Raw genomic sequence first — 23,046 nt, 5'->3', positions numbered from 1 at the left:
ATGCCGCCCGGGATGCTCCGCGTCCCAAGAGCGGACGCAGAGCGTCCATGGATGCATTCCCACGCGGAGCGTGGGAACGATCAGCGTTGTCTGGCGACGTCGGCGGTCTGCGACACCGGCGATAGTAGGTTAAGATGCCTGCAAATCAGGCTCGCCGCGAGACGCCCCGCATGACCGATAACAACCCCAACACCCCCCGCCTGATCAAGAAGTACCCCAATCGCCGCCTGTATGACACCCACACCAGCAGCCACTTGACCCTGGCCGACATTCGTCAATTGGTGGTCGATAAGGTCCCGTTCCAGGTGGTCGATGCCAAAAGTGGCGAAGACTTGACCCGCAGTATTTTGCTGCAAGTCATTCTGGAAGCCGAAAGCGGTGGTGAGCCGATCTTCAGCAGTGAAATGCTGATGGGCATCATCCAGTTCTACGGCCCGTACCAAGGCGTGCTCGGCAGCTACCTGGACAAAAGCATCCAGACCGTGATCGACATCCAGTCCCAGACCGGCGCTCAGTCGTCCGAGGCCTGGAGCACGTTCATGCACCAGCAGGCGCCGGTGATGCAGGACTTGATGCGCCAATACGTCGACCAGTCCAAGGCCCTGTACCTCAATACCCAGAACATGTTCGGGCTGTTCGGCGCCAAGCCGGGCACCGATAAAGGGCCGAAAAAAAATGGCGATGGGGAATAACCCCATCGCCATCGGTGCTGCTGGCCTGATCTGACTTATTTGTTGCCGTTGGTAGCCTTGGCGCCCGCTTCTGGAGCGGCTTTACCGGCGGCAGCCGTGGCAGCGTCAAAACCGCTCTGGGCCACATCAGACGCCTGCTTTACCGCTTTCTGTGCGCTTTCGAACACGGTGCCGGCATTCGCCAGGCCCGACTTGAATGCTGCGACCACTGGCTCAGAGCCAGCCGGGGCATTCTTGCTGATCGACTCAACGAACTCATTCACCTGCTGGGTGCCCGCCTGGACTTGACCCTCGGTCAATTTGGCGATGTCCGACTGCGTGCCAACGATCAGCGCCTGCACCTGACGATTGAATTCAGCCAGGCGTTCGGTTTGCGCGCTCGGTTGGGTGAACGACGCCTGCAAATCCGCAAAACCTTGTGGGTCACGTACCGCCAGCAGCTTGCGCACGCCTTCGAAGTGCTCTTCGGTGGAGTCACGCAGCGCCTTGAACTGCAACTGGCTCAGCTGTTCAACGCTGGCGAAGACTTTGCCGCTGATTTGCTGCAAAAGATCGAGGTTGGCTTTCTGGGTGGCTTGCAGTTTTTCCGAGTTGAAAAAAGACATGCTGAAATCTCCTGGTACTGGAAGGCCCATTCAGGCCTGAGGACGCGACAGCGATTTGGGCAGTCGTCGCGTTAGCCTTGATATTGCAGTGCACAAAACTGTTTGGCAACGGATATTTTGTGCAGTGCAAAATAAACGGTGTTCCTTCTGTGGTTATTCGCTATAGACTTGTGAAAATCCGATGATCGGCCTAGCCATTGCTAGTCTGACTGACGACTCCCCGCACAGTGTCAGGAGTTCACCATGGGCCAGGAAGAAAATATTGCAGCGCAAGAAGAAGGGCTTTCCTCAGCGGCCGGTTTGTTTGAACACCTGAATCACCTGCAACGCCTGAATGCTCGCAACGTGCTCGACGCCGTGCAGCAGCGCCAGGTCAAAACCTTCGCGCCGCTCAGCCAAGGCCTGCTCAAACACCCCACGGCGGCGGACTGGCAGGAATACTTCACCGATTTCGGCCAACGCGGCCTGCTGTTCTGGGACACCTTGCGCCAGCGCGGCGACAACACCCTGGCTCACGAACGCGCAGGCTTTCCGCTGCTGCTCAAGTTCGAGCATGAAACCCTGGTCAACGGTGCCGACCTGCCACGCCCGGTCAACTACTCACTGTTGCGCATCCTCAGCCCCGAGCCAGCCATCGACGCTCAACCGCCAGTCATCATCATCGACCCACGCGGTGGCCACGGTTCGGGCATCGGCGGTTTCAAGCAGGATTCACTCATCGGTGAAAGCCTGCGCGCCGGCCATCCCACGTATTTCATCGCCTTCAGTCACTCGCCTGCCGCTGGGCAGACCCTGGCGGATATCGTCGAGGCACAGGCGCGATTTATCGAAACGGTCAGCGCCCGGCATCCCGCCAGCGCCAAACCGGTGGTGATCGGCAACTGTCAGGCGGGTTGGGCATTGATGGGGCTGGCGGCCACGCGGCCAGAGTTGCCGGGGCTGATCATCGTCAATGGCGCACCGCTGTCGTACTGGGCCGGGGTCAACGGGCGCAATCCGATGCGCTACACCGGCGGTTTGCTCGGTGGCGGCTGGATGGCGCGGTTGGGCAGTGACTTGGGCAACGATCGGTTCGACGGCACCTGGCTGGTGAGCAATTTCGAGAACCTCGACCCGGCCAACACCTATTGGGGCAAGTACTACCACCTGTTCAGTGAGGTCGATACAGAAGCCGCGCGCTTCCTCGATTTCGAGCGCTGGTGGGGCAGCCCGACACTGCTCAACAGCGAAGAAATCGAGATGATTGTCGATGACCTGTTTATCGGCAATCAGTTGTCCGGCGGACTCGGGCGCAAGAGCAGCGGGCTCGACCTCAAACGCATTGAAGTGCCGGTGGTGGTGTTTTGTTCCTATGGCGACAACATCACCTCGCCGCAACAGGCGCTGGACTGGATCGCCGATGTGTACCCAAGTGATCTTGCCCTGCAAAACGCCGGGCGGACCATTGTTTATCTGCGTCACGCCAGCATCGGTCACTTGGGGATTTTCGTCTCCGGCGAAGTGGCCCGGCGTGAACACCGGGAGCTGCTGGGCGCGGTCGAAACCATCAACGCCCTGCCCGCCGGGCTCTATGAAATGCTGATCGACGACCTTCCCGACACCCAATACGCCGTGCGTTTCGAGCCGCGGCGCATCGCTGATATCCATGGCGATGTGCAGCCGCCCCGTGACGATGATCGTGAATTTGCCCTGGTCGAGCGCGCCTCGGACTTCAATAACGGCCTGTACGACAGCTTCATTCGCCCGTGGCTGCGGCCATTGATCAACGAACCCACCGCCGCGCTGATGCGCAAGGCTCACCCTTTCCATCAACAGCAACTGCTCTGGAGCAGTATGAATCCGGCGTTGTGGTGGCTGGCTGGCAGCGCCGACCAGGCGCGCAATGATCGTCGCCCCGCCGCCGTCGACAACCCGCTGCTGGCTTGGCAGGCGTTGTTTTCCAATCAGATTCAGGACGCGCTGAACGGTTACCGCGATCTGCGCGATGCCACCCAGGAACTGTGTTTCTACGGCGTGTATGGCGCGCTCAACAGCCTCGTCGGCAACCCGTCGGAACGTGATCTGCAAGCGCATGCCGAAAACCACGACAAGGTGCTGCTCGAACGCTTGCAAACCGCCCTGCCCTTGGGCGGCCTGATGGAAGCTTTGGTGCGCATCCTGTTCCTGCTGGGCCGCGACAGCGATGCGCCGGGCAAGGCCAATCTGGCAAAACTGTTGCAACAATTACAGGTGTTGCTGCAAGACCACAGCGCCGCCCCCCTGGACCTTCGCGAAACCCTGCAAACTCAGAAAATGCTGGTGCTCACCCACCCGCAGGAAAGCCTGCTAAGCCTGCCGTTGTTGTTGCCTGAAACCGAAGAACGCCAGCAGGTCTTGGCGGCCGTCGCCAATCTGCTGCCGGAGTTGTTGAACGAAACCGCGGCTGGGCACGGGTTCTGGTGTGAGCTGCATACGCTGCTTGAGGTGCCGCTGCCGGGGTTCGACCTGACTCAGCCGCCCGGTGAAGTAGATGTCGTTGAGCAACCTGTGACGGTTGCCAAGATTGAAACGCCGACCCGCCTGCCTGCCAAACCCCGTAAAGGTGGCAGGAAACCAACGGGTAAATAGATCAAATTGTGTTGCTCTCCAGATCCACCCCTCACCCCAGCCCTCTCCCCAATGGGGAGAGGGGGAAAGGGAGCCGATCTCCATGGTTTTCGAAACCTGAGTTCGACTCAGTATTTCAGGTCGATGTAGGTCGAAAGGTGAGACGCGGCCAACCCCGTCAAAACCTGAGTTCAACTCGGTTTATCAGGTCGATGTAGATCGAAGAACAACTCGGTCAGTCCCCTCGCCCCTTTGGGGAGAGGGTTAGGGAGAGGGGTGGTTCTCAGACCGGAGCGGCTTCTTCGACTTCAAAGGACTCATCCGCCCGATACTGCCCCGGCGTCATGCCAAACCAGCGGCTGCACGCCTTGTTGAAACTGCTGTGGTCATGAAAACCAAGGAGATACGCCACATGCTTCATGTTGAAATGAGAATGGCGCAGGTAAAAGTCAGCCAATTGCCGGCGCACGGCGTTCTGCACATCCTTGAATTGCACCCCTTCTTTTTCCAGCGACCGTTGCAACGTGCGTTTGCTGATGTTCAGCGCTGCGGCGATCGACTCCATGTCGTACTGCCCCTGCCCCTGGCTCAAGCGCTCGCTGATCAACGCGCGAATCCTGCAGACAATCGAGAAGCCAAACAGCAGGTCAAGTTGCGCCTCGGCAAAACTGTCATGCAGCACCGCCAGCGCTTCATTGGCCATGCTCAACGGGCGCAAGACTTCCTGGCCGTCGAACAGAATACTGTCGTAGGGGGCGTCAAACAGCAGGTTGCAGCCAAACAAACGCCGGTGCTCCGAGGTGTCGGCGGGTTCCGGATAACTGAACTCCACCTGCAACGGCTTGGGCGAGTTGCCCCCCGCCAACCAACGGCAAAATCCCATCAGGGACGCCAGTGCGGCATCGACGTATTGCCTGGGTTTGACCGAGCCGGCCTGTTGATGATCAAGCGCCGCCAATCGATAGTTTTGCTGCTCGGCAGTGAAAAACAGGCTGAATCCGGTACCAATCAACGGGCTGAACCGCACCAGCCGTTCAATCGCCTTTTTCAGGTTCAGGCTGGACATCATGGTGTAGCCGACAATCTGAAAACTGCCGGGGTGGAAGTTGCCATAAGCTTTCAAGCCGATGTCCGGATCACCGCTGGCCTGGGCCGCCAGTGTCCACAATCGATAAATCGTCCTTCGCTCGCAAAACGCGCCTGGCAGGTTTGCGAGATTGATGTCCAGTCCGGCCTCCCGGCACAGACTGGCGACATCCAGTCCTTGAGCCGAAAGCGTATTCACCAGCACGCTGGCATAGCCTGAACTCATTCTGTACATGGCGTCCTCAATGACCTGTGGAACCGAACATCCTGTTCGGGCCATACGGATCTGCGTTGAATCAAAGAATAACGGGCCGCTCGGTTTCGAGTGTTGATCCCAGTATAGGTACTCCTCGCTTTTAGCCATGTCTGTCACCGTTGGACACCAGACAGTCACCTCACAACACTTCCCGCCGCCCCCGCAGATGCCGAACAATCCTTGCATCTTGCAGCGCAAAAGAAAAAAGGGAAGAAGTCTATGAAGTCGCTTAGTCGTATTGCATTGGTAACCGGCGGTATGGGTGGGATTGGTACGGCGATCAGCCAGCGTCTTTACAAGGAAGGTTTCAAGGTCGTGGTGGGTTGCAGCGCCAATTCCAGTCGCAAGGAAGAATGGGCCGCCAGCCAGTCGGCCGCCGGATATGAGTTCGATTTTGTCTACGGTGACATCACCGATTGGGAGTCGACCCGCGCGGCGTTTGAGTGGGTCAAAGAGACGTACGGCCCGGTCGATGTGCTGGTCAACAACGCCGGCATCACCCGTGATGCCTCGTTTCGCAAGCTCACCCCCGAAGACTGGAACGCCGTCATCGGCACCAACCTCAGCGGCATGTTCAACACCACCAAACAGGTGATTGAAGGCATGTTGAGCAAAGGCTGGGGCCGGATCATCAACATCTCCTCGATCAACGGTCAGCGCGGCCAGTTCGGCCAGACCAACTACAGCGCGGCCAAGGCCGGCATCCACGGCTTCACCATGGCCCTGGCGCGGGAAGTATCGGGCAAGGGCGTGACGGTCAATACCGTGTCGCCGGGCTACATCCAGACCAGCATGACCGCGGCCATCCGCCCGGACATCCTCGATGGCATGATCGCCGCCACACCGGTCGGTCGCCTCGGCCAACCCGAGGAAATCGCCTCCATCGTCGCCTGGCTGGCGTCCGATGAGTCGGCCTACAGCACCGGCGCCGACTTCTCGGTCAACGGAGGCATGAACATGCAGTAACCCGCGTAGAGCAAGGAGGCTCTGCTGCAGTTCGACATAAATCCTATGAGGTCACGCATGAACGAAGTCGTAATCGTTGCCGCTACTCGTACCGCCATTGGCAGCTTCCAGGGTGCCTTGTCCGCGATTCCAGCCACCGAACTGGGCGCGGCGCTGATTCGCCGTTTGCTGGAACAGACCGGTATCAACGCCGAACAGATCGATGAAGTGATCCTCGGCCAGGTGCTCAGCGCCGGTGCCGGGCAAAACCCGGCGCGCCAGACCGCGATCAAGGCCGGCCTGCCCTTCACCACCCCCGCCATGACCTTGAACAAGGTCTGTGGTTCGGGCCTCAAGGCTGTGCAATTGGCGGTTCAGGCGATCCGCTGTGGCGACGCCGAACTGGTGATTGCCGGCGGTCAGGAAAACATGAGCCTGGCGCCTTACGTATTGCCCAAGGCCCGCACCGGTTTGCGCCTGGGTCATGCGCAACTGCAAGACAGCGTGATTCAGGACGGTTTGTGGGATGCCTTCAACGACTACCACATGGGCATCACCGCCGAGAACCTGGCGCAGAAGTACAGCCTGACCCGCGAGCAACAAGACACCTTCGCCGCCGCCTCGCAGCAGAAAGCCGCCGCCGCTATCGAAGCCGGTTACTTCAAGCGTGAAATCACCCCGATTCTGATTCCTCAGCGCAAGGGTGAGCCGCTGGCCTTCGACACCGACGAGCAACCACGCGCGGACACCAGCGTGCAGTCCCTGGGCAAGCTCAAACCGGCGTTCCAGAAGGACGGCAGCGTCACCGCCGGCAACGCCTCGACGCTCAACGATGGCGCCGCCGTGCTGATACTCGCCAGCGCCGCCAAGGCCCAGGCCTTGGGGTTACCAGTACTGGCACGGATCAAGGCTTACGCCAGTGCCGGTGTCGACCCGTCGATCATGGGCATCGGCCCGGTGCCGGCCACCCGCCTGGTGCTGGAAAAGGCCGGCTGGAGCCTCGATGACCTGGACCTGATCGAAGCCAACGAAGCCTTCGCCGCGCAGTCCCTGGCGGTCGGCAAGGAACTGGGCTGGGACACCAGCAAGGTCAACGTCAACGGTGGTGCGATTGCCCTCGGTCATCCGATCGGTGCATCGGGTGCACGGATTCTGGTGTCGCTGTTGTTTGAGCTGATTCGTCGTGATGGTCACAAAGGCCTGGCCACGTTGTGCATCGGTGGTGGTCAAGGCGTCAGCCTGGTCATCGAGCGCTAGTCATACCGAACTGCTTGCCTTTGCTACTGACGCGGCACCGTACGCGGTGTCGCGCTTTTTTCTGCCCGGTTGACCTTTGTGGGCAAGGAGTTCCATGGATAACAACGCGCACACCTTCAACACTTACTGGTCTGGCCAGGTTCCGTTCATTGCGTCCTTTGCGGTGCAACAATTACGTCTGTGGGTCAGCACCAATCCGTGGTTCACAGGGCAGGAACACAACGACTGGTTTGACCTGCCCCGTGGCACCCTCGACAGCCTGCAGTCCGACTATCAACTGCAATGGGGCGACCTCGGCCAGCGCCTGATGACCGGCCAGCCGTTCACATTTGAGGATCGACGCTTCGCCAGTGGCGCCTGGAGCCAACCGCTGTTTGGTTCGCTGGCGGCGTTTTACCTGCTCAACGCCGGTTTCCTGCTGAAGCTGCTGGATAAACTGCCGATCAAGGAAAAGAAACCACGCCAGCGCCTGCTGTACCTGGTGGAGCAAGCCATCGCCGCCGGAGCGCCAAGCAACTTCCTGGCGAGTAACCCGGATGCCTTGCAACGGGTGGTCGATACTCAAGGTGCCAGCCTGCTCACGGGGTTACTGCATCTGGCCGCCGACCTGCAAGAAGGCAAGATGCGCCAGTGCGACAGCAATGCGTTCAAGGTCGGCGAGGATTTGGCCACCACCCCCGGCGAAGTGGTGTTCGAGAACGAACTGTTCCAGTTGATCCAGTACTACCCGCAAACCGAAACCCAGTACCGGCGCCCGGTGTTCGTGGTGCCGCCGTCGATCAACAAGTACTACATCCTCGATTTGCGTCCCGACAACTCGATGATCGGCCATTTGTTACAGCAAGGGCATCCGGTGTTCTTGATGTCCTGGCGCAACTTCGACCAGGCACACGCCAACACCACGTGGGATGACCTGATCGAAACCGGCATCATCAAAGGCCTGCAAGTGACCCGTGAAATCAGCGGCGAGCAACGGCCCAATTGCGTCGGTTTTTGCATCGGCGGCACGCTGTTAAGCACCGCCCTGGCCGTATTGGCGGCGCGCGGCGATAAAGACATCGCCAGTGTCAGCCTGTTGACCACCTTCCTTGATTACCTCGACACCGGCCCCATCGACATTTTTGTCGACGAGAAACTGGTGGCCTACCGCGAACGCACCATCGGCGGAAAGGACGGCCCTATCGGTCTGTTCAAGGGCGAGGACATGGGCAACACCTTCTCCCTGCTGCGCCCCAATGACTTGTGGTGGAACTACAACGTCGACAAATACCTCAAGGGTCTGAAGCCGATTGCCCTGGACCTGTTGTTCTGGAACAACGACAGCACCAACCTGCCCGGCCCGATGTACTGCTGGTACTTGCGCCACACGTATTTGCAGAACGACTTGAAATCCGGTGAGCTGGATTGCTGCGGCGTCAAACTCGACCTGCGGACCATCGAGGCGCCGGCCTACATCCTTGCCACCCACGATGACCACATCGTGCCGTGGCGAAGCGCCTACGCCAGCACCGAGTTACTCGGCGGAACCAAGCGTTTTGTGCTCGGCGCCTCGGGGCATATCGCCGGGGTGATCAACCCGCCGGCCAATCAGAAGCGTCATTACTGGACCAACAACCGCGTCAGCAAAAAACCGGATACGTGGTTCATGAATGCCCAGCAACATCCGGGTAGCTGGTGGAATGACTGGTTTGCCTGGCTGGCCGAGCACGCCGGGGAGCGCCAGCCTTCGGCGCTGCACATCGGCAATGCCCAATACCCGGCGATTGAGTCGGCACCGGGGCGCTATGTGATGCAATAACGCTCCACCCTGCGCGATCAATCAGCATCGCGCAGGGCTGACACAGGACCCAAACACAGCACACCCACTCAATATCCCCAGCCGAATCTGCGCAACCATGAGCCTTCACTCACTCCCGTAAGGACCTCGTGATGGCCATTGCAAAAGCAGTTCCCGGCAAAACCCTGCTGACCCCGACCGACCACACTCTGATCATGATCGATCACCAGTCGCAGATGTCCTTTGCGACCAAGTCCATCGATGCCGTGACCCTGCGCAACAACGCCGCGCTGGTGGCCAAGGCTGCGCGTGGTTTCAAGGTTTCGACCATTCTTACTACCGTCGCCGAGAAGAGCTTTTCCGGGCCGATCTTCGACGAAATCAAGTCGGTGTTCCCGGAACACAACGTGATCGACCGCACCAGCATGAACACCTGGGAAGACGAGCGCATCGCGGTTGAAGTCAATAAGTTCGGCAAACAGAAAATCGTCCTCGCCGGCCTGTGGACTTCCGTGTGCATCGTCGGCCCGGCGCTGTCAGCCATCGATCAGGGTTTCGAGGTGTACTTCATCGCCGATGCTTGCGGCGATGTGTCGATTGAAGCCCATGAAATGGCGATTCAACGCATGATCCAACTCGGCGCACGGCCAATGACCTCGCTGCAATACCTGCTGGAATTGCAACGTGACTGGGCGCGCAGCGAGACGTACGAAGAAACCGTGAAAACCTCCATCGCCAACGGCGGCTCCTACGGTTTGGGCCTGATCTACGCCAAAACCATGTTCGGCGCGTCCGAAGGCCATTAAGCAACAACGGCGACTGCGTGGCTTGCTTGCGCAGTCGCTGCCCTCGTGGTGATCGATCGATGATGATTTCTTCGCTAAATCGCAGCCTGTGGTTGTCGATACTGTTCGCCGGCACGGCCCTGGCGGATGAACCGGCGCCCACCGGTTTTCTGGAGGGCGCAACGCTTGGGGTGCTGAGTCGCAACTTCTACCTCAACAGCGATTACCGAACGCCCTCGCCCTCTGGCAAAAGCTACAAAGCCGAATGGACTCAAGGGTTTATCAGCAACTTTGAATCCGGTTTCACCGATGGCGCGATTGGTTTTGGCCTCGACGCCCACGGGTTTTTCGGGCTCAAGCTCGATGGCGGCAAAGGCCATTCAGGCACTGGGTTGCTGCCGGTGGATGATGACGGTCGCAGCGACAGCAACTACTCCAGTGGCGGCGGCGCGATCAAGGTCAAGGCGTCTCGCACCACCCTGGCCTTCGGTGAAATGACCGTGGAAACCCCAGTGTTCGATACGTCCGACAAACGCCTGCAACCGGAGTACGCCACGGGTTTTCTGATGAACAGTCGGGAAATCGACGGCATCAACCTGGTGGCCGGGCACTTCACGGCGTTCAAGAACCAGGACAGTTCATCGGGCAAGGGCGATTTTTTCGGTTACGGCGCCAACACCGAGGCCGGCGGAATCTCTTTCCTGGGGGCCGACCTGTTCACCAACAGCCCGGTCGGCGGCGCGTTGTATGCCTCCGAACTGAGCGACACCTGGCACCAGTACTACGGCAATCTGCACCTCAAGCAGTCTGATGTTTTTCTCGATGCGAACCTGTACCACACGCAGGACACCGGGCGGGCATTGGCGGGTGCAATCGACAACACCGCCTACAGTCTGTCGGGCAAATACACCCTCGGCGCCCAAGCCTTTACCCTCGCCTACCAGCAAATCAACGGTGATACGCCGTTCGATTTCGTCGGTGGCGATTCCATCTACCTGGCCAACTCGATCAAATACGCCGACTTCAACGGCGCCCATGAACGCTCCTGGCAAGCACGCTACGACCTCGACCTGGGTGCGTTTGGCATTCCGGGACTGAACTTCATGACCCGCTACGTGACCGGTCGCAACATCGACGGCACCCATGCCCCCAAGGGCGGCGCGTATAACCCGTTCGATGAGGAAAGTGGCGAGTACGTGCCGCAACAGGGGGATGGTGGGAAGCATTGGGAGCGGGATATCGACTTGCGCTACATCGTGCAATCAGGGTCGGCCAAAGGCTTATCGCTGCAACTGTCCCATGTTTCACATCGGGGCAACTCCGCCCAGGCTGGCGACGACATCGACCGCGTGTATGTCGTCATCCAATACCCGCTGAACTTCGGGCCTTTCTGATTCACCCAAAATCCCTGTAGGAGCGAGCGGTGCGGCGATCCGACTTGCCCGCGAAGACGGTGTGTCAGTCGATGATGATGGCGACTGATACGACGCCTTCGCGGGCAAGTCGGATCGCCGCACCGCTCGCTCCTACAAGGGGAATTGCGGTGGTCGCGGGATCGGCGTTCACACAGACCAACATGTGGGAGCGAGCCTGCTCGCGAAGACGGCGGCACATTCAATATCCCTGAATCAGCCAGACCGCATTCGCGAGCAGGCTCGCTCCCACAGGGGAATGGCGGTGGTCACAATATTGGGTTTCACACAGGACCAAATGTGGGAGCGAGCCTGCTCGCGAAAGCGGTGGGTCAGCCAGCATTTCTGTCGACTGACACTCCGCCTTCGCGGGCAAGCCTCGCTCCTACAAGGGGAATGGCGGTGGTCGCGGGATTGGGTTTCACACAGGACAAAATGTGGGAGCGAGCTTGCTCGCGAAAGCGGTGGGTCAGCCAGCATTTCTGTCGACTGACACTCCGCCTTCGCGGGCAAGCCTCGCTCCTACAAAGGGAATTGCGGTGGTCGCGGGATTGGGTTTCACACAGGACCAAATGTGGGAGCGAGCCTGCTCGCGAAGGCAGTGGGTCAGTCAGTAGTTCTGTCGACTGACACTCCGCCTTCGCGGGCGAGCCTCGCTCCTACAAGGGGAATGGCGGTGGTCGCGGGATTGGGTTTCACACAGACCAAAATGTGGGAGCGAGCTTGCTCGCGAAAGCGGTGGATCAGTCAACATTTCTGGTGACTGACACTCCGCCTTCGCGAGCAAGCCCGCTCCCACTTTAGCCCTGAGCCTGGCTCAGGGCCGGTGGACGATCCTTGATCAAGCCTTACGCTGCGGCGCCTTGTGCACCATGGTGTAGGCGTAATCCACGCCCATGCCGTAGGCGCCGCTGTGTTCGCGCACCAGTTCCATCACCGCGTCGTAGGTTTCTTTGTGGGCCCAGTCGCGTTGGTATTCGAGCAGGACTTGTTGCCAGGTCACCGGCACCGCGCCGGCCTGGATCATGCGTTGCACCGACATGTCGTGGGCTTCTTTGGTGGTGCCGCCGGAGGCGTCGGTGACGATGTACACCTCGTAGCCTTCAGCCAGGGCTTCCAGCGCCGGGAAGTTCAGGCAGACCTCAGTCCACAGCGCCGCCATGATCAGCTTTTTGCGCCCGGTGGCTTTCACCGCCGCCACCAGTGCCTTGTCTTCCCAGGAGTTCATCGAGGTGCGCTCGATCGGCTGCTGGTCCGGGAACACACCGAGCAATTCCGGCCAGATGAAACCGCTGAAGCTTTCGGTTTCCACCGAGGTCAGGATGGTCGGCACGTTGAAGATCTTCGCCGTTTTGGCCAAAGCCACAGTGTTGTTCTTCAAGGTCTGGCGATCAATCGATTGCACGCCAAAGGACATCTGCGGCTGGTGGTCGATCAGGATCAGGGCGGAGTTGGTTGGGTTGAGCAATTCACGAATGGACATGGCGAGTTCCTTTTGATGTCGATGAGTTCTGTTTAATGGGTTAGCCGTTGTTTGCTTGGCGTGGAGCTAATGTAAGTCCTGGCCATTAAAGGAACAATTACCTAAAATCGGGAATCATTGATTCCAAATCAGGGACAGTCATGGACCGTATTGAATGCATGCGCGCGTTTATCACCACCGTCGGTGAAAACGGCTTCGCCGCCGCAGCCCGGGCGATGGACGTGCCGCGCTCAAAAGTCAGCAAACAGATTCAGGCATTGGAAGAAGCCATCGGCGTGCAATTGCTGCAACGCACCACCCGCAGCCTGCACCTGACCGAGGCCGGCGCCGAGTATTACGACGCCGCGCGGGAACTGATCGCCTCGCTGGACGAAGCCGAACAACGGGCGCGGGACGGTATCGGGGAATTGCGCGGCGTGCTGCGGATCAACGCGCCGATGTCATTCGGCTTGCGGCGTTTGGGGCCGCTGATTCCGCTGTTCCATGAACTGCACCCGAACATCGAGCTGCAACTGGTGCTCAGCGATCAACAAGTGGACCCGGTGCGCGGTGGTTTCGACGTAACACTGCGGATTGCGAGCATGCCGGACTCATCGATGATCGCCCGCCTCATCGCCCCGGCCCCACGGATCATGGTCGCTTCGCCGGCCTACCTGAAACGTGCCGGCACGCCGCAAATTCCCAAAGACCTGACCAGCCATCAATGCTTGAACTACGGCTACCTGCAAAGCGGCGTCAGCCTGCAACTGAGCAACGGCAAGGACACGCAACGGGTCAACGTCACCGGCCCCTTGCACGCCAACAACGGCGACTTGCTGGCCCAGGCCGCCGAAGCCGGCATGGGCATCGCCCTGCTCCCGGATTTCATCGTCGAAGACGCGTTGACGGCGGGTCGGCTGGTGCCGGTGCTGTGCGAGTGGCAGGCGCCGCCGATCACCATCAACGCGGTGTACCCGTCGGCGCGGCGAGTGCCGCAGAAGACCCGCACGTTCATTGATTTCCTGATCAAGGAACTGGCACCACGCTGAAATTGGCGGAAGGCAGCCGGAGTCGAACCTGCCCGGGAACGGATGCCGTCCCCAACCGGGTTTGAAGCCCGGCCGCGCCACCGGGCGCGATTGCCTTCCTTATTCGTTGGCCTGCGCCAGTGCACTGTCGAGACGGATCTGACGACGGTCGCCGAGGCGTCGAGTCAGGCCGATCCGGTCGAAGTATTCAAGAATCTGCACGCTGCGCTTGCGCCCGAGGCCCACCGCATCACGAAACGCCGCAACCTCGATCACCGGGTTTTCCCCCGCCAGTTGCATCAGCATAGCCGCCAATTGCCGCAGCACCGCGTCGGTATAAAACAGGTCGCGCACCACTTGGTGCAGCAGTCCCAGTCGCGCCATTTTGCGCAACAGCGCGCGCACCGCCGCTTCGTCATGCCCGAGTTCGCGCACCCATGGCGGATTGAAACCGGCCTGTTCGAAAGTCGGCTGCAATTGCTGCCACATGGTTTCGTCTTCGGCGCTCAGGCGTACTTGGTGATCGGGCAGGTGCAGCCACGGCCCGCTGCTGACGATGGCACCGCTGGCGAGCAATTCGTCGAGCAGGCTGATGAACGTTGGGCGGTCCAGCGCGGTGCCGGTGAAACGCCGCAGGCGATCGCGGTCCGGGCCCATTTGGTCCGGTTCCAGTTGATGGAAGCGTGCGAGGTGTTCCAGCAGCGGCGGCTTGAGCGCGTCCCAGCGTTCGGCGCTGAACAGCAGCGGGCCTTGGCGCGTGTTGATCAGGCGCACGTCGGCGGGGAGCGCCCAGCTATTGCGCGGACGGTTGAATTGGCGCTCCAGGCGTTGCGGGTCGAGGCCGGTGTCGCTGTGGGCCAGCAGCGCAGGCATGACGGCTTCAAGGCTGTCGGTGCTGGCGAGGGCTTGCAGCTGCGCCAGTCGCTCGGGGCTGCGGCGGTGGCGGCTCGGGGCGAAGGGATCCAGCACCCGACCACCACCAAGGGTGCGTTGGGCGCTTTGGTCGCGCAGGATCAACGGATCGCCCTTCACCGCATGTACCGGCGTGTTCAACAGCAGTTGCGCGAACATCCGCCCACCGGGGGCCAGGCTCGGGCCTTCCAGCAACGCCACACGCCCGGTCACGTCCTGGGTGCCGAGGTGCACGTGCACCGGGTGGAAATGCGCTAACGCCGTGGTTTCGCTCGGCAACAGCTGCATCTCGATATCCAGGCGTTGGGTCGGTGCGTGCAGCCACTCGGCCAGCAGCCATTGGCCTCGGTGGATCTGCTCCAGATTCAGGCGCTCGGCACTCAGGTTCAAGGCGACCCGTTGCCCGGCGAACGCCTGCTCGGCAGCCTGATTCTGCGCATGCAGGCCCCGCACCCGTACGGGTTTTCCCTGGGGACCGAGCAGCAACGTATCGCCCACGGTGACGGAGCCGGACAACGCCGTACCCGTCACCACAATGCCCGCACCGGCCACGCTGAAGGCACGGTCAATCGCCAAGCGAAACCCGCCACGGGTACTGCGTTGAAGCACGTGTTTCTGCACTTCGAGCAAGGCTTTACGCAAAGTCTCAACGCCCTCACCCGTCACACTCGACACCGCAATCAACGGCGCATCGGCGTAAGGTCCAGGGGCCAACAACATTGAGATCTGCGCCCGGACTTCCTCGATTCGATCCGATTCAACCCGATCACACTTGGTGATCACCACCAGCGCCCGAGGAATCCCCAGCAACTCGACAATCGCCAGATGCTCCCGCGTCTGGGGCATCACCCCGTCATCCGCCGCCACCACCAGCAACACCAGATCAATCCCTTGCGCCCCAGCGAGCATGTTGTGGGTAAAGCGCTCATGCCCCGGCACGTCGATAAACCCGGTCAGTTCCGCACCCGGTTCCAGCGCCGCGTAGAGGTAGCCGAGGTCGATGGTCATTCCCCGCTCCCGCTCTTCGCGGCGACGGTCACCGGCCTGACCGGTCAGCGCCTCCAGCAACAAGGTCTTGCCGTGGTCGATATGCCCCGCCGTACCGACGATCACCCCTGCCCTCCGTGCAACTGATCGAGTTGCGCCAGCCATGCCGCTTCGTCATCCAATTGCCGCAAGTCCAGCCACAAGGCGTCATCGTCAATGCGCCCGAGCACCGGGATCGGCAAGGCGCGAAACGCCGCTTCCAACCCAAGCAACAACCGCCCACGCAGACGTTTGGACACCAGCGGCCGCAGGCACAACGCCCCGCTCGGCAAGCGCGCCACCGGTTGGCTGCCGCTGCCGATCATGCCCAGCGCCGGCACCGCGCTGACATTCCAGCCTTCCCCCAACCTCTGCGCCAGTGATGGCTGCAGGCGTTCGGCTTGCGCGAGGATATCAGCCTGAGTCCGGGTCAGTAGGCGCAAACTCGGCAAACGTTCGGCGAGTCGATCAGGATCGCGGTACAGACCCAACACCGCTTCAAGCGCCGCCAGCGTCAACTTGTCGACCCGCAACGCCCGTTTGAGCGGGTTTTTCTTGATCTTCGCGATCAGCTCCTTGCGCCCGACAATCAGCCCGGCCTGGGGACCTCCAAGCAATTTATCGCCGCTGAAGGTCACGATATCCGCGCCGTCCAGCAGCGCCTGACGCACCGTCGGCTCCGCCGGCAAGCCCCAACGCGTCAGATCCAACAGACTGCCGCTGCCCAGATCTTCCAGCAGCGGCAAGGCATGTTTGTGCGCCAACTCGGCTAGTTCGGCCGTCGGCACGCTGGTGGTAAAACCGGAGATGGCGTAGTTGCTCGCATGCACGCGCATGATCAAACCACTGCGCAGGCCGATGGCCGCCTCATAGTCCTTGGCGTGGGTGCGATTGGTGGTGCCGACTTCAACCAGTTTTACCCCGGCCCGGGCCATGATGTCGGGGATGCGAAACGCGCCGCCGATCTCGATCAACTCGCCTCGGGAGATGATGCCTTCCTTGCGCGCACCCAGGCTGTTGAGGGTCAGCAGCACCGCAGCGGCGTTGTTATTCACCACTGTGACCGCTTCCGCGCCGGTCAACTCGCGGATCAGACCTTCGATCAAATCGTCACGGTCGCCACGCTTGCCGCTGTTCAGATCGAACTCAAGATTGATCGGATAGCGCGCGGCCATTTGCACCGCATCGATGGCTTCTTCCGGCAACAGCGCCCGCCCCAGATTGGTGTGCAGCACTGTGCCGGTGAGGTTGAACACCCGGCGCACCTGGCTGCGATGTTGGGCCATCAGCCGCTCACCGGCCCGGCCCGCCAACACTTCAGGGGCGATCTCGACCGCCGCCAGTTGCCCCGACAACATCGGTTCGCGCAGATCATCGAGCAACTGCCGCAGACTGGCGAGCAAGGCATCGCGCCCATAGCGCTCGGCCAGCGGCTGACACGCGGGATGACGCAGCAAACTGTCGATGGAGGGCAGGCGCAGGTTGGACATCGGCAACTCCCGAAAGCGATAGACCGTCGCGCCTGAGTGTAGACGCTGGGTTCATTCGCCCCCGGGGGCCAACAGCAGATTCGGTGCCAGGCGCTGATAGCCTTCCTGCTCCAGACGCATGTCCAGCAACAGACTGGTCAGGTCGGTGGACAAGGCTTCAGCCTCGGCATCGTTTTCCAGATAGAGCAATTTCAGATAACTGTTACAGCCCGGACAGACCTCCGCACGCAACGGCGCCTGATTCGCCGCGTATCGGTCGTCATCGAGGCTGACGTATTCCAGGCCTTTGCTCTGCTCGCAATACACGCATTTGACCCGCACCACGTGCCATTCACAGGCACACAGCGAGCACACCAGATAGCGCAAACCGTTGAATTTGCCGCGATGACGGATGACCCCGGCCATGGCCGGCGAACCACAGGCCGGGCATTGGCTGAGGCTGTCGCCGGGTTTGAGGTCGAGGTTCGGCGTGTCGAGCAACCAGTGACTCCAGGCAACTTGCAGGGCCGCGCCGAGGAATGGCACCACTTCGGCCGGCAATAACGAATATTGACCGCTGACCAACGCAACACCCCAGGCCTTAAGCTCTCCGGGGTTCGCAGCCAGCAGCGTGTTGATCGCGCTTTTGACCGCTGGCTGTGGCGGTGGCTTATAGCGCAGCAACACGGCGTACAGAAACGGCAGCCATTCACCCTCGCGCACCAGGCTGTCGGCAGCGAACGGCGGCAAACCGTGTTGTTGGCAGACGTTCAGCCGTTCGGTGTCTGGCATCTCATCAACCGGCAGGTCATCCAGCAAATCCTGTTGGAGATGACACAACCCCGCCACCAACCGCAGGTAATCCGCCAGCGGATGCCCCTCGGCCAAACGCTCCAGCCCCAACGCTCTCAGGGTAAACAGGTTGCGCGGTGGCAGATGCAAAAACGGCGGAGAACTCGCCGCCGCTTCGATTTCGCCAGGCTCAAGAATCTTCGCCAAGTGCTTATCCTTTTCTGATGGGGCGGTCGGGGTCTTCGTCGCGGGTCACTTCCCGGTACCACAGTTCATGATGCTTCTTCGCCCAGGCGCGACTGACCCAGCCGTGGACCATGGCGCTGACGGAACCCTTGATCCAGATCCCGGCGTAGATGTGCACGATGATGCTCAACACCAGCACAAACCCGGCCAATGCGTGCAGCAACATCGCCCAGCGAATCACCGTGATGCCGAAATACTCGCTGAAATACGCGCGCCAGATCACCAACCCCGTGAACAACAACCCTAACATGCACAACAGCAACGTCCAGAACAGCAGCTTCTGCCCGGGGTTGTACTTGCCAATCGGCGGCACGCCTTCTTCTTCGTTCTGGATCACCCGCCCTATTCGCTTGAGCCACAGCCCATCGTTGCGGATGAAGTAGTTGGCGCGCCAGAAGCGGAACACCAAACCGAGAAACAGCACAAACATCACCACACCCATGAACGGATGCAAAATCCGCGTCCACGGTCCGCCGCCAAACAGATTGCTCAGCCAGAACAGCGCCGGATGAAACAGCGCCAGCCCCGAGAGCGCGGCCATGAAAAACAGGATCGCCACCAGCCAGTGGTTGGTGCGCTGGTTGGCGGTGTAGCGCAGGATCTGCTTGCGGATCATGGTCTGTCCTCCCCGCGCGGATCAAAGGTGTGCACCGACGGATCGACTTCGTGCACCGCCGGGTCCTTGAACGGTGGCAGCTCATCCTCTTCGACAATTTGCGGTCCGATGCGCACGTAATGGAAAAACCCGACCACCACCGCCAGCCCCATGGCCAATAAGCCCAAGGGTTTGCTCACGCCTTTCCACAAGCCCACCAACGGGCTGATTTCAGGATCTTTCGCCAGGCCGGCGTAAATCTGCGGCGTATCGGCATGGTGCAGCACGTACATCACATGGGTGCCGCCAACGCCCGCAGGGTCATACAGACCGGCATTTTCAAAGCCACGGCTCTTGAGATCGACGATGCGTTCGGCGGCGTGTTCCTTCATGTCTTCCTTGGTGCCGAAGACGATGGCGCCGGTCGGGCAGGTTTTCACGCAGGCCGGTTCCAGCCCTACTGCGACCCGGTCCGAACACAGCGTGCACTTGTAGGCCTTGTGATCCTTTTGCGAGATGCGCGGGATGTTGAACGGGCAACCGGTGATGCAATAGCCGCAGCCGATGCAGTGGTCCTGATCGAAATCGACGATGCCGTTGGCGTGCTTGATGATCGCCCCCGGACTCGGACATGCCGCCAGACAACCGGGTTCGGCGCAGTGCATGCAGCCGTCCTTGCGGATCAGCCATTCGAGGTTGCCAGCGTCGGTTTCGTGCTCGGTGAAACGCATCAGCGTCCAGGTTTCCGCCGTCAGGTCCTGGGGATTGTCGTAGGTGCCGAGGTTGTGGCCGACGTCGTCGCGCAACTCGTTCCATTCCGAGCACGCAACCTGGCACGCCTTGCAGCCGATGCACTTGGTGGTGTCGATCAGCTTCGCCACTTCCTCCTGATTACGCGCCGAGGGCGGCACAGTCGTCGTAGCCGAGCGGGCAATGATGTCTTGGCTGGCCATTTAGACTTTCTCCACGTTGACCAGGAATGACTTGGATTCCGGGGTCTGGGAATTACCATCGCCGAGGAACGGCACCAGGGTGTTGGTGAGATAACCGTGACGCGTCAACCCGGTAAAACCCCAGTGCAGCGGGATACCGATGTGGTGCACCACCTGGCCGTTAACCTGCAACGGCCGAATCCGCTTGGTCACCACCGCCACCGCTTCGATAAAGCCGCGCTTGCTGCTGACCCGGACCTTGTCGCCAGCCACGATGCCTTTTTCCTTGGCCAGCACTTCGCCGATCTCGACGAACTGCTCCGGCTGCGCAATCGCGTTGAGCTTGCAGTGCTTGCTCCAGAAGTGGAAATGCTCGGTCAGCCGATAACTCGTCGCGGCGTACGGGTAATCCTTGGCCACGCCGAGGGTATCCCACACCGAATCGAAAATCCGCGCTGCCGGGTTGCTGGTGGCTTTCTTGTTGTTGGGGTGCAACGGGTTGATGCCGATCGGGGTTTCGAACGGTTCGTAGTGCTCGGGGAATGGCCCTTCGTTCATCTTGTCCACGGCGAAGAACCGCGCCACGCCCTCGGGGTTCATGATGAACGGGTTCATCCCGGCTTCCGGTGCCGAGTCAACCTTGAAGTCCGGCACATCGGTGCCGCCCCAGGCCTTGCCGTTCCACCACACCAGGCGTTTTTTCTCGTCCCACGGTTTGCCCTGTACGTCCGCCGAAGCGCGGTTGTAGAGAATCCGCCGATTGGCTGGCCAGGCCCAGGCCCATCCCAGGTGTTGCTTCATACCGTATGGATCGCTGTTATCGCGACGGGCCATCTGGTTACCGGTTTCGGTCCAACTGCCGCAGAAAATCCAGCAGCCGGACGCGGTGCTGCCGTCGTCCTTGAGCTGCGCAAAACCGGCCAATTGCGCGTTGCCCTTGATCGCCGCGCCCGTGGCATCGGTGAAATCGACGGTGGCGTTGCCGTTGATTTCCTTGGCCAGTTCCTCCGGCGAAGGTTCGTCGGGGATTTTGTAGGGCCACGACAGTTTCAGGATCGGATCGGGAAAAGCGCCGCCCTCGGCCTGATAGCGCTTGCGCAGGCGCAGGAACAGTTCGCCCATGATCTTGATGTCGGTCTGCGCTTCGCCCGGCCCGTCGGCACCTTTCCAGTGCCATTGCAGCCAGCGACTGCTGTTGACCAGCGAACCGTCCTCCTCGGCAAAACACGTGGTCGGCAGGCGAATGACTTCGGTATGAATGTCGGCACTGGTCACGTCGTTGTACGGCCCGACGTTTTTCCAGAACTCCGAGGTTTCCGTGGACAGCGGGTCCATCACCACCAGCCATTTGAGCTTGGCCAGCGCCGCCATCACCCTGTTTTTGTCCGGCAGCGCGGCAATCGGATTGAAGCCCTGGCACACGTAACCGTTGACCTTGCCCTGGCCCATCAGGTCGAACATTTTCAGGATGTCGTAGTTGGGGATGTCGAGTTTGGGCAGGTAGTCGTAGGCCCAATTGTTCTCGGCGGTGGCGTTGTTGCCGTACCAGGACTTCATCAGGCTGACGTGGAACTTACTGTAGTTCTGCCAATACGAGAGCTGCCCCGGCCGCAACGGCGTCTGCGTGCGTTTGGTGATGTAGGCCTTGTAATCCTGCTCGGCGTCCACGCCCAGAGTCAGGTAACCGGGCAGCGCGTTGGAGAGCAAACCGAGGTCGGTCAGGCCCTGGATGTTGGAGTGCCCGCGCAAGGCGTTGACCCCACCGCCGGGCATGCCGACGTTGCCCAACAGCAATTGCACCATCGCCGCGCTGCGGATGATTTGTGAGCCGATGGAATGTTGGGTCCAGCCCAGCGCATAGAGAATCGTCATGGTTTTGCCCGGTGTCGAGCAGGTGGCGATTTCTTCCCAGATTTTCTTGATCGCGTCCACCGGCATGCCGCAGATCTGGCTCGCCAGGTCGATGTTGTAGCGGCTGTAGTGGGTTTTCATCAGTTGATAGACGCAGTGCGGGTCTTGCAGCGTTGGGTCGACCTTGGCAAAGCCATCCTCGCCGAGTTCATAGCCCCAGCCGGACTTGTCGGTGTACAGGCGTTTTTCCGCGTCGTAGCCGCTGAAAATCCCGTCCTCGAAGCCGAACCCGGCTTTGACGATAAACGAGACGTCGGTGTAATTGCGCACGTACTCGTGCTGGATCTTGTCCTCGGTCAGCAGGTAATTGATCAACCCGCCCATGAAGGCGATGTCGGTGCCGGTGCGGATCGGCGCGTAATAGTCGGCCACGGACGCGGTGCGGGTGAAGCGCGGATCGACCACGATCAGCCGCGCCTTGTTGTGCGCCTTGGCTTCGGTCACCCATTTAAAGCCGCAAGGGTGCGCTTCTGCTGCGTTGCCGCCCATTACCAGGATCAGGTTCGCGTTGGCGATATCGGTCCAGGTATTGGTCATGGCACCACGGCCGTACGTCGGGGCAAGACTTGCCACCGTCGGACCGTGTCAGACACGCGCCTGGTTATCGAACCCCAGCATGCCGAGACTGCGAATCACCTTGTGGGTGATGTAGCCCGCTTCATTGGATGCCGCCGACGCCGCGAGGAACCCGGTGGTCAGCCAACGGTTCACCGTTTGGCCTTGCGCGTTTTTCTCGATGAAATTGGCGTCGCGGTCGGCCTTCATCAGATCGACGACGCGGTCCAGGGCTTCATCCCAGGAAATGCGCGTCCATTCCGTGCTGCCCGGCTTGCGTACTTGCGGGTACTGCAAGCGGCTGGGGCTGTGAATGAAGTCCAGCAGGCCCGCGCCTTTGGGGCACAGGGTGCCGCGGTTGACCGGGTGATCGGCGTCGCCTTCGATGTGGATGATGCTTTGGCTGACGTTTTTCGCCTGGTCGCCCTGGCTGTACATGATCAAGCCGCAGCCTACCGAGCAGTACGGGCAGGTGTTGCGGGTTTCATGGGTGTGGGCGAGTTTGAAATGACGCACTTGCTCGGCGAAGGCCGGCGTGGGCAGCATGCCCAGCGCGCCAAGGCTCGAGCCCGCAAGGCCGATACCGGCGACCTTGAAGAACTGACGACGGTTGAGGTCCATCGTGCACTCCTGATCAGTGAAGACCCGGTGCTTTGCCGGGTTTTTCTGGACAAACACGGTCGCGGCAGTTTGGCTGCCGGTACTTCAAACTCTAGG

17 protein-coding genes and 1 tRNA gene are annotated in these 23,046 nt (G+C 60.6%); 8 read left to right on the top strand and 10 right to left on the bottom strand.

Going from position 1 to position 23,046, the window contains the following annotated elements:
* Window positions 1-170: 170 nt before the first annotated feature.
* Window positions 171-692, top strand: a complete 522-nt coding sequence (phaR, locus tag BK667_RS12820) for a polyhydroxyalkanoate synthesis repressor PhaR (protein WP_123597814.1) — start codon at window positions 171-173, stop codon at window positions 690-692.
* 35 nt (window positions 693-727) lie between these two features.
* On the opposite strand, the gene BK667_RS12815 is transcribed toward phaR, so the two are convergent.
* A complete protein-coding gene (locus BK667_RS12815) occupies window positions 728-1,297 on the bottom strand; it encodes a phasin family protein (RefSeq protein WP_123508373.1) in 570 nt (189 codons plus the stop codon).
* Window positions 1,298-1,540: 243 nt separating this feature from the next.
* Between BK667_RS12815 and BK667_RS12810 the strand changes: the two genes are divergently transcribed.
* Window positions 1,541-3,904: a DUF3141 domain-containing protein gene (locus BK667_RS12810; protein WP_123597813.1), complete on the top strand. Its 2,364-nt coding sequence runs from the start codon at window positions 1,541-1,543 to the stop codon at window positions 3,902-3,904.
* A gap of 262 nt (window positions 3,905-4,166) precedes the next feature.
* Here BK667_RS12810 and BK667_RS12805 read toward each other — a convergent pair whose 3' ends face one another.
* Window positions 4,167-5,204 (bottom strand): AraC family transcriptional regulator, encoded by a 1,038-nt coding sequence (locus BK667_RS12805; protein ID WP_123508375.1) that lies wholly within the window; start codon window positions 5,202-5,204, stop codon window positions 4,167-4,169.
* A 240-nt stretch (window positions 5,205-5,444) separates the two neighbouring features.
* Here BK667_RS12805 and phbB point away from each other — a divergent pair, with 240 nt between their 5' ends.
* The 5 genes from phbB to BK667_RS12780 all read left to right on the top strand — a co-directional run bounded on the left by phbB (window position 5,445) and on the right by BK667_RS12780 (window position 11,383).
* Window positions 5,445-6,191: an acetoacetyl-CoA reductase gene (phbB, locus tag BK667_RS12800; RefSeq protein ID WP_123597812.1), complete on the top strand. Its 747-nt coding sequence runs from the start codon at window positions 5,445-5,447 to the stop codon at window positions 6,189-6,191.
* Between the two features lie 57 nt (window positions 6,192-6,248).
* Window positions 6,249-7,427 carry an acetyl-CoA C-acetyltransferase gene (locus BK667_RS12795; protein ID WP_123597811.1) on the top strand — a complete coding sequence of 393 codons (1,179 nt, stop codon included), beginning with the start codon at window positions 6,249-6,251 and terminating at the stop codon, window positions 7,425-7,427.
* Between the two features lie 94 nt (window positions 7,428-7,521).
* Complete coding sequence (phaC, locus tag BK667_RS12790) at window positions 7,522-9,225, top strand: class I poly(R)-hydroxyalkanoic acid synthase (RefSeq protein WP_123508378.1); 1,704 nt, start codon at window positions 7,522-7,524, stop codon at window positions 9,223-9,225.
* 131 nt (window positions 9,226-9,356) lie between these two features.
* On the top strand, window positions 9,357-10,010 hold the full coding sequence (locus BK667_RS12785) for a hydrolase (RefSeq protein ID WP_123508379.1): 654 nt from the start codon (window positions 9,357-9,359) through the stop codon (window positions 10,008-10,010).
* 59 nt (window positions 10,011-10,069) lie between these two features.
* Window positions 10,070-11,383: an OprD family porin gene (locus BK667_RS12780; protein WP_123597810.1), complete on the top strand. Its 1,314-nt coding sequence runs from the start codon at window positions 10,070-10,072 to the stop codon at window positions 11,381-11,383.
* 859 nt (window positions 11,384-12,242) lie between these two features.
* Here BK667_RS12780 and BK667_RS12755 read toward each other — a convergent pair.
* Window positions 12,243-12,884, bottom strand: a complete 642-nt coding sequence (locus tag BK667_RS12755; RefSeq protein WP_123408359.1) for a hydrolase — start codon at window positions 12,882-12,884, stop codon at window positions 12,243-12,245.
* 140 nt (window positions 12,885-13,024) lie between these two features.
* Here BK667_RS12755 and BK667_RS12750 point away from each other — a divergent pair, with 140 nt between their 5' ends.
* Window positions 13,025-13,912 (top strand): LysR family transcriptional regulator, encoded by an 888-nt coding sequence (locus BK667_RS12750; protein ID WP_123597809.1) that lies wholly within the window; start codon window positions 13,025-13,027, stop codon window positions 13,910-13,912.
* 3 nt (window positions 13,913-13,915) lie between these two features.
* Here the strand turns inward: BK667_RS12750 and BK667_RS12745 are convergent.
* The 7 genes from BK667_RS12745 to fdnG all read right to left on the bottom strand — a co-directional run bounded on the left by BK667_RS12745 (window position 13,916) and on the right by fdnG (window position 22,950).
* Window positions 13,916-14,011: transfer RNA gene (locus BK667_RS12745), tRNA-Sec, on the bottom strand.
* Window positions 14,012-15,916, bottom strand: coding sequence for a selenocysteine-specific translation elongation factor (selB, locus tag BK667_RS12740; RefSeq protein ID WP_123597808.1), 1,905 nt, complete (start codon window positions 15,914-15,916; stop codon window positions 14,012-14,014).
* Window positions 15,913-17,319, bottom strand: coding sequence for an L-seryl-tRNA(Sec) selenium transferase (selA, locus tag BK667_RS12735; protein WP_123597807.1), 1,407 nt, complete (start codon window positions 17,317-17,319; stop codon window positions 15,913-15,915). The genes selB and selA overlap by 4 nt, the downstream gene beginning before the upstream one ends.
* Before the next feature lie 51 nt (window positions 17,320-17,370).
* The gene (gene fdhE, locus BK667_RS12730; RefSeq protein WP_123508386.1) at window positions 17,371-18,297 is read right to left on the bottom strand and encodes a formate dehydrogenase accessory protein FdhE; all 927 of its coding nucleotides are present in this window, start codon (window positions 18,295-18,297) and stop codon (window positions 17,371-17,373) included.
* Between the two features lie 4 nt (window positions 18,298-18,301).
* Complete coding sequence (locus BK667_RS12725) at window positions 18,302-18,952, bottom strand: formate dehydrogenase subunit gamma (RefSeq protein ID WP_123597806.1); 651 nt, start codon at window positions 18,950-18,952, stop codon at window positions 18,302-18,304.
* Window positions 18,949-19,884 (bottom strand): formate dehydrogenase subunit beta, encoded by a 936-nt coding sequence (fdxH, locus tag BK667_RS12720; protein WP_123597805.1) that lies wholly within the window; start codon window positions 19,882-19,884, stop codon window positions 18,949-18,951. Before fdxH ends, BK667_RS12725 begins: the two co-directional genes overlap by 4 nt.
* The gene (gene fdnG, locus BK667_RS12715; RefSeq protein WP_148060136.1) at window positions 19,885-22,950 is read right to left on the bottom strand and encodes a formate dehydrogenase-N subunit alpha; all 3,066 of its coding nucleotides are present in this window, start codon (window positions 22,948-22,950) and stop codon (window positions 19,885-19,887) included.
* Window positions 22,951-23,046: the final 96 nt, after the last annotated feature.

This window comes from Pseudomonas frederiksbergensis (assembly GCF_003732705.1).
Lineage (GTDB): Bacteria > Pseudomonadota > Gammaproteobacteria > Pseudomonadales > Pseudomonadaceae > Aquipseudomonas > Aquipseudomonas frederiksbergensis_F.
Note: the sequence above shows the minus strand (reverse complement) of the source record. Positions and strands in the feature narration are given on the sequence as shown.

Bases quoted from the DNA above. Each gene is read 5' to 3' on its own strand.
- fdxH (WP_123597805.1), bottom strand. From the start codon at position 19,884: ATGGCCAGCCAAGACATCATTGCCCGCTCGGCTACGACGACTGTGCCG.
- BK667_RS12755 (WP_123408359.1), bottom strand. From the start codon at position 12,884: ATGTCCATTCGTGAATTGCTCAACCCAACCAACTCCGCCCTGATCCTG.
- phbB (WP_123597812.1), top strand. From the start codon at position 5,445: ATGAAGTCGCTTAGTCGTATTGCATTGGTAACCGGCGGTATGGGTGGG.
- phaC (WP_123508378.1), top strand. From the start codon at position 7,522: ATGGATAACAACGCGCACACCTTCAACACTTACTGGTCTGGCCAGGTT.
- BK667_RS12805 (WP_123508375.1), bottom strand. From the start codon at position 5,204: ATGTACAGAATGAGTTCAGGCTATGCCAGCGTGCTGGTGAATACGCTT.
- BK667_RS12795 (WP_123597811.1), top strand. From the start codon at position 6,249: ATGAACGAAGTCGTAATCGTTGCCGCTACTCGTACCGCCATTGGCAGC.
- BK667_RS12750 (WP_123597809.1), top strand. From the start codon at position 13,025: ATGGACCGTATTGAATGCATGCGCGCGTTTATCACCACCGTCGGTGAA.
- BK667_RS12815 (WP_123508373.1), bottom strand. From the start codon at position 1,297: ATGTCTTTTTTCAACTCGGAAAAACTGCAAGCCACCCAGAAAGCCAAC.
- BK667_RS12725 (WP_123597806.1), bottom strand. From the start codon at position 18,952: ATGATCCGCAAGCAGATCCTGCGCTACACCGCCAACCAGCGCACCAAC.
- phaR (WP_123597814.1), top strand. From the start codon at position 171: ATGACCGATAACAACCCCAACACCCCCCGCCTGATCAAGAAGTACCCC.
- BK667_RS12810 (WP_123597813.1), top strand. From the start codon at position 1,541: ATGGGCCAGGAAGAAAATATTGCAGCGCAAGAAGAAGGGCTTTCCTCA.
- BK667_RS12785 (WP_123508379.1), top strand. From the start codon at position 9,357: ATGGCCATTGCAAAAGCAGTTCCCGGCAAAACCCTGCTGACCCCGACC.
- BK667_RS12780 (WP_123597810.1), top strand. From the start codon at position 10,070: ATGATGATTTCTTCGCTAAATCGCAGCCTGTGGTTGTCGATACTGTTC.
- selA (WP_123597807.1), bottom strand. From the start codon at position 17,319: ATGTCCAACCTGCGCCTGCCCTCCATCGACAGTTTGCTGCGTCATCCC.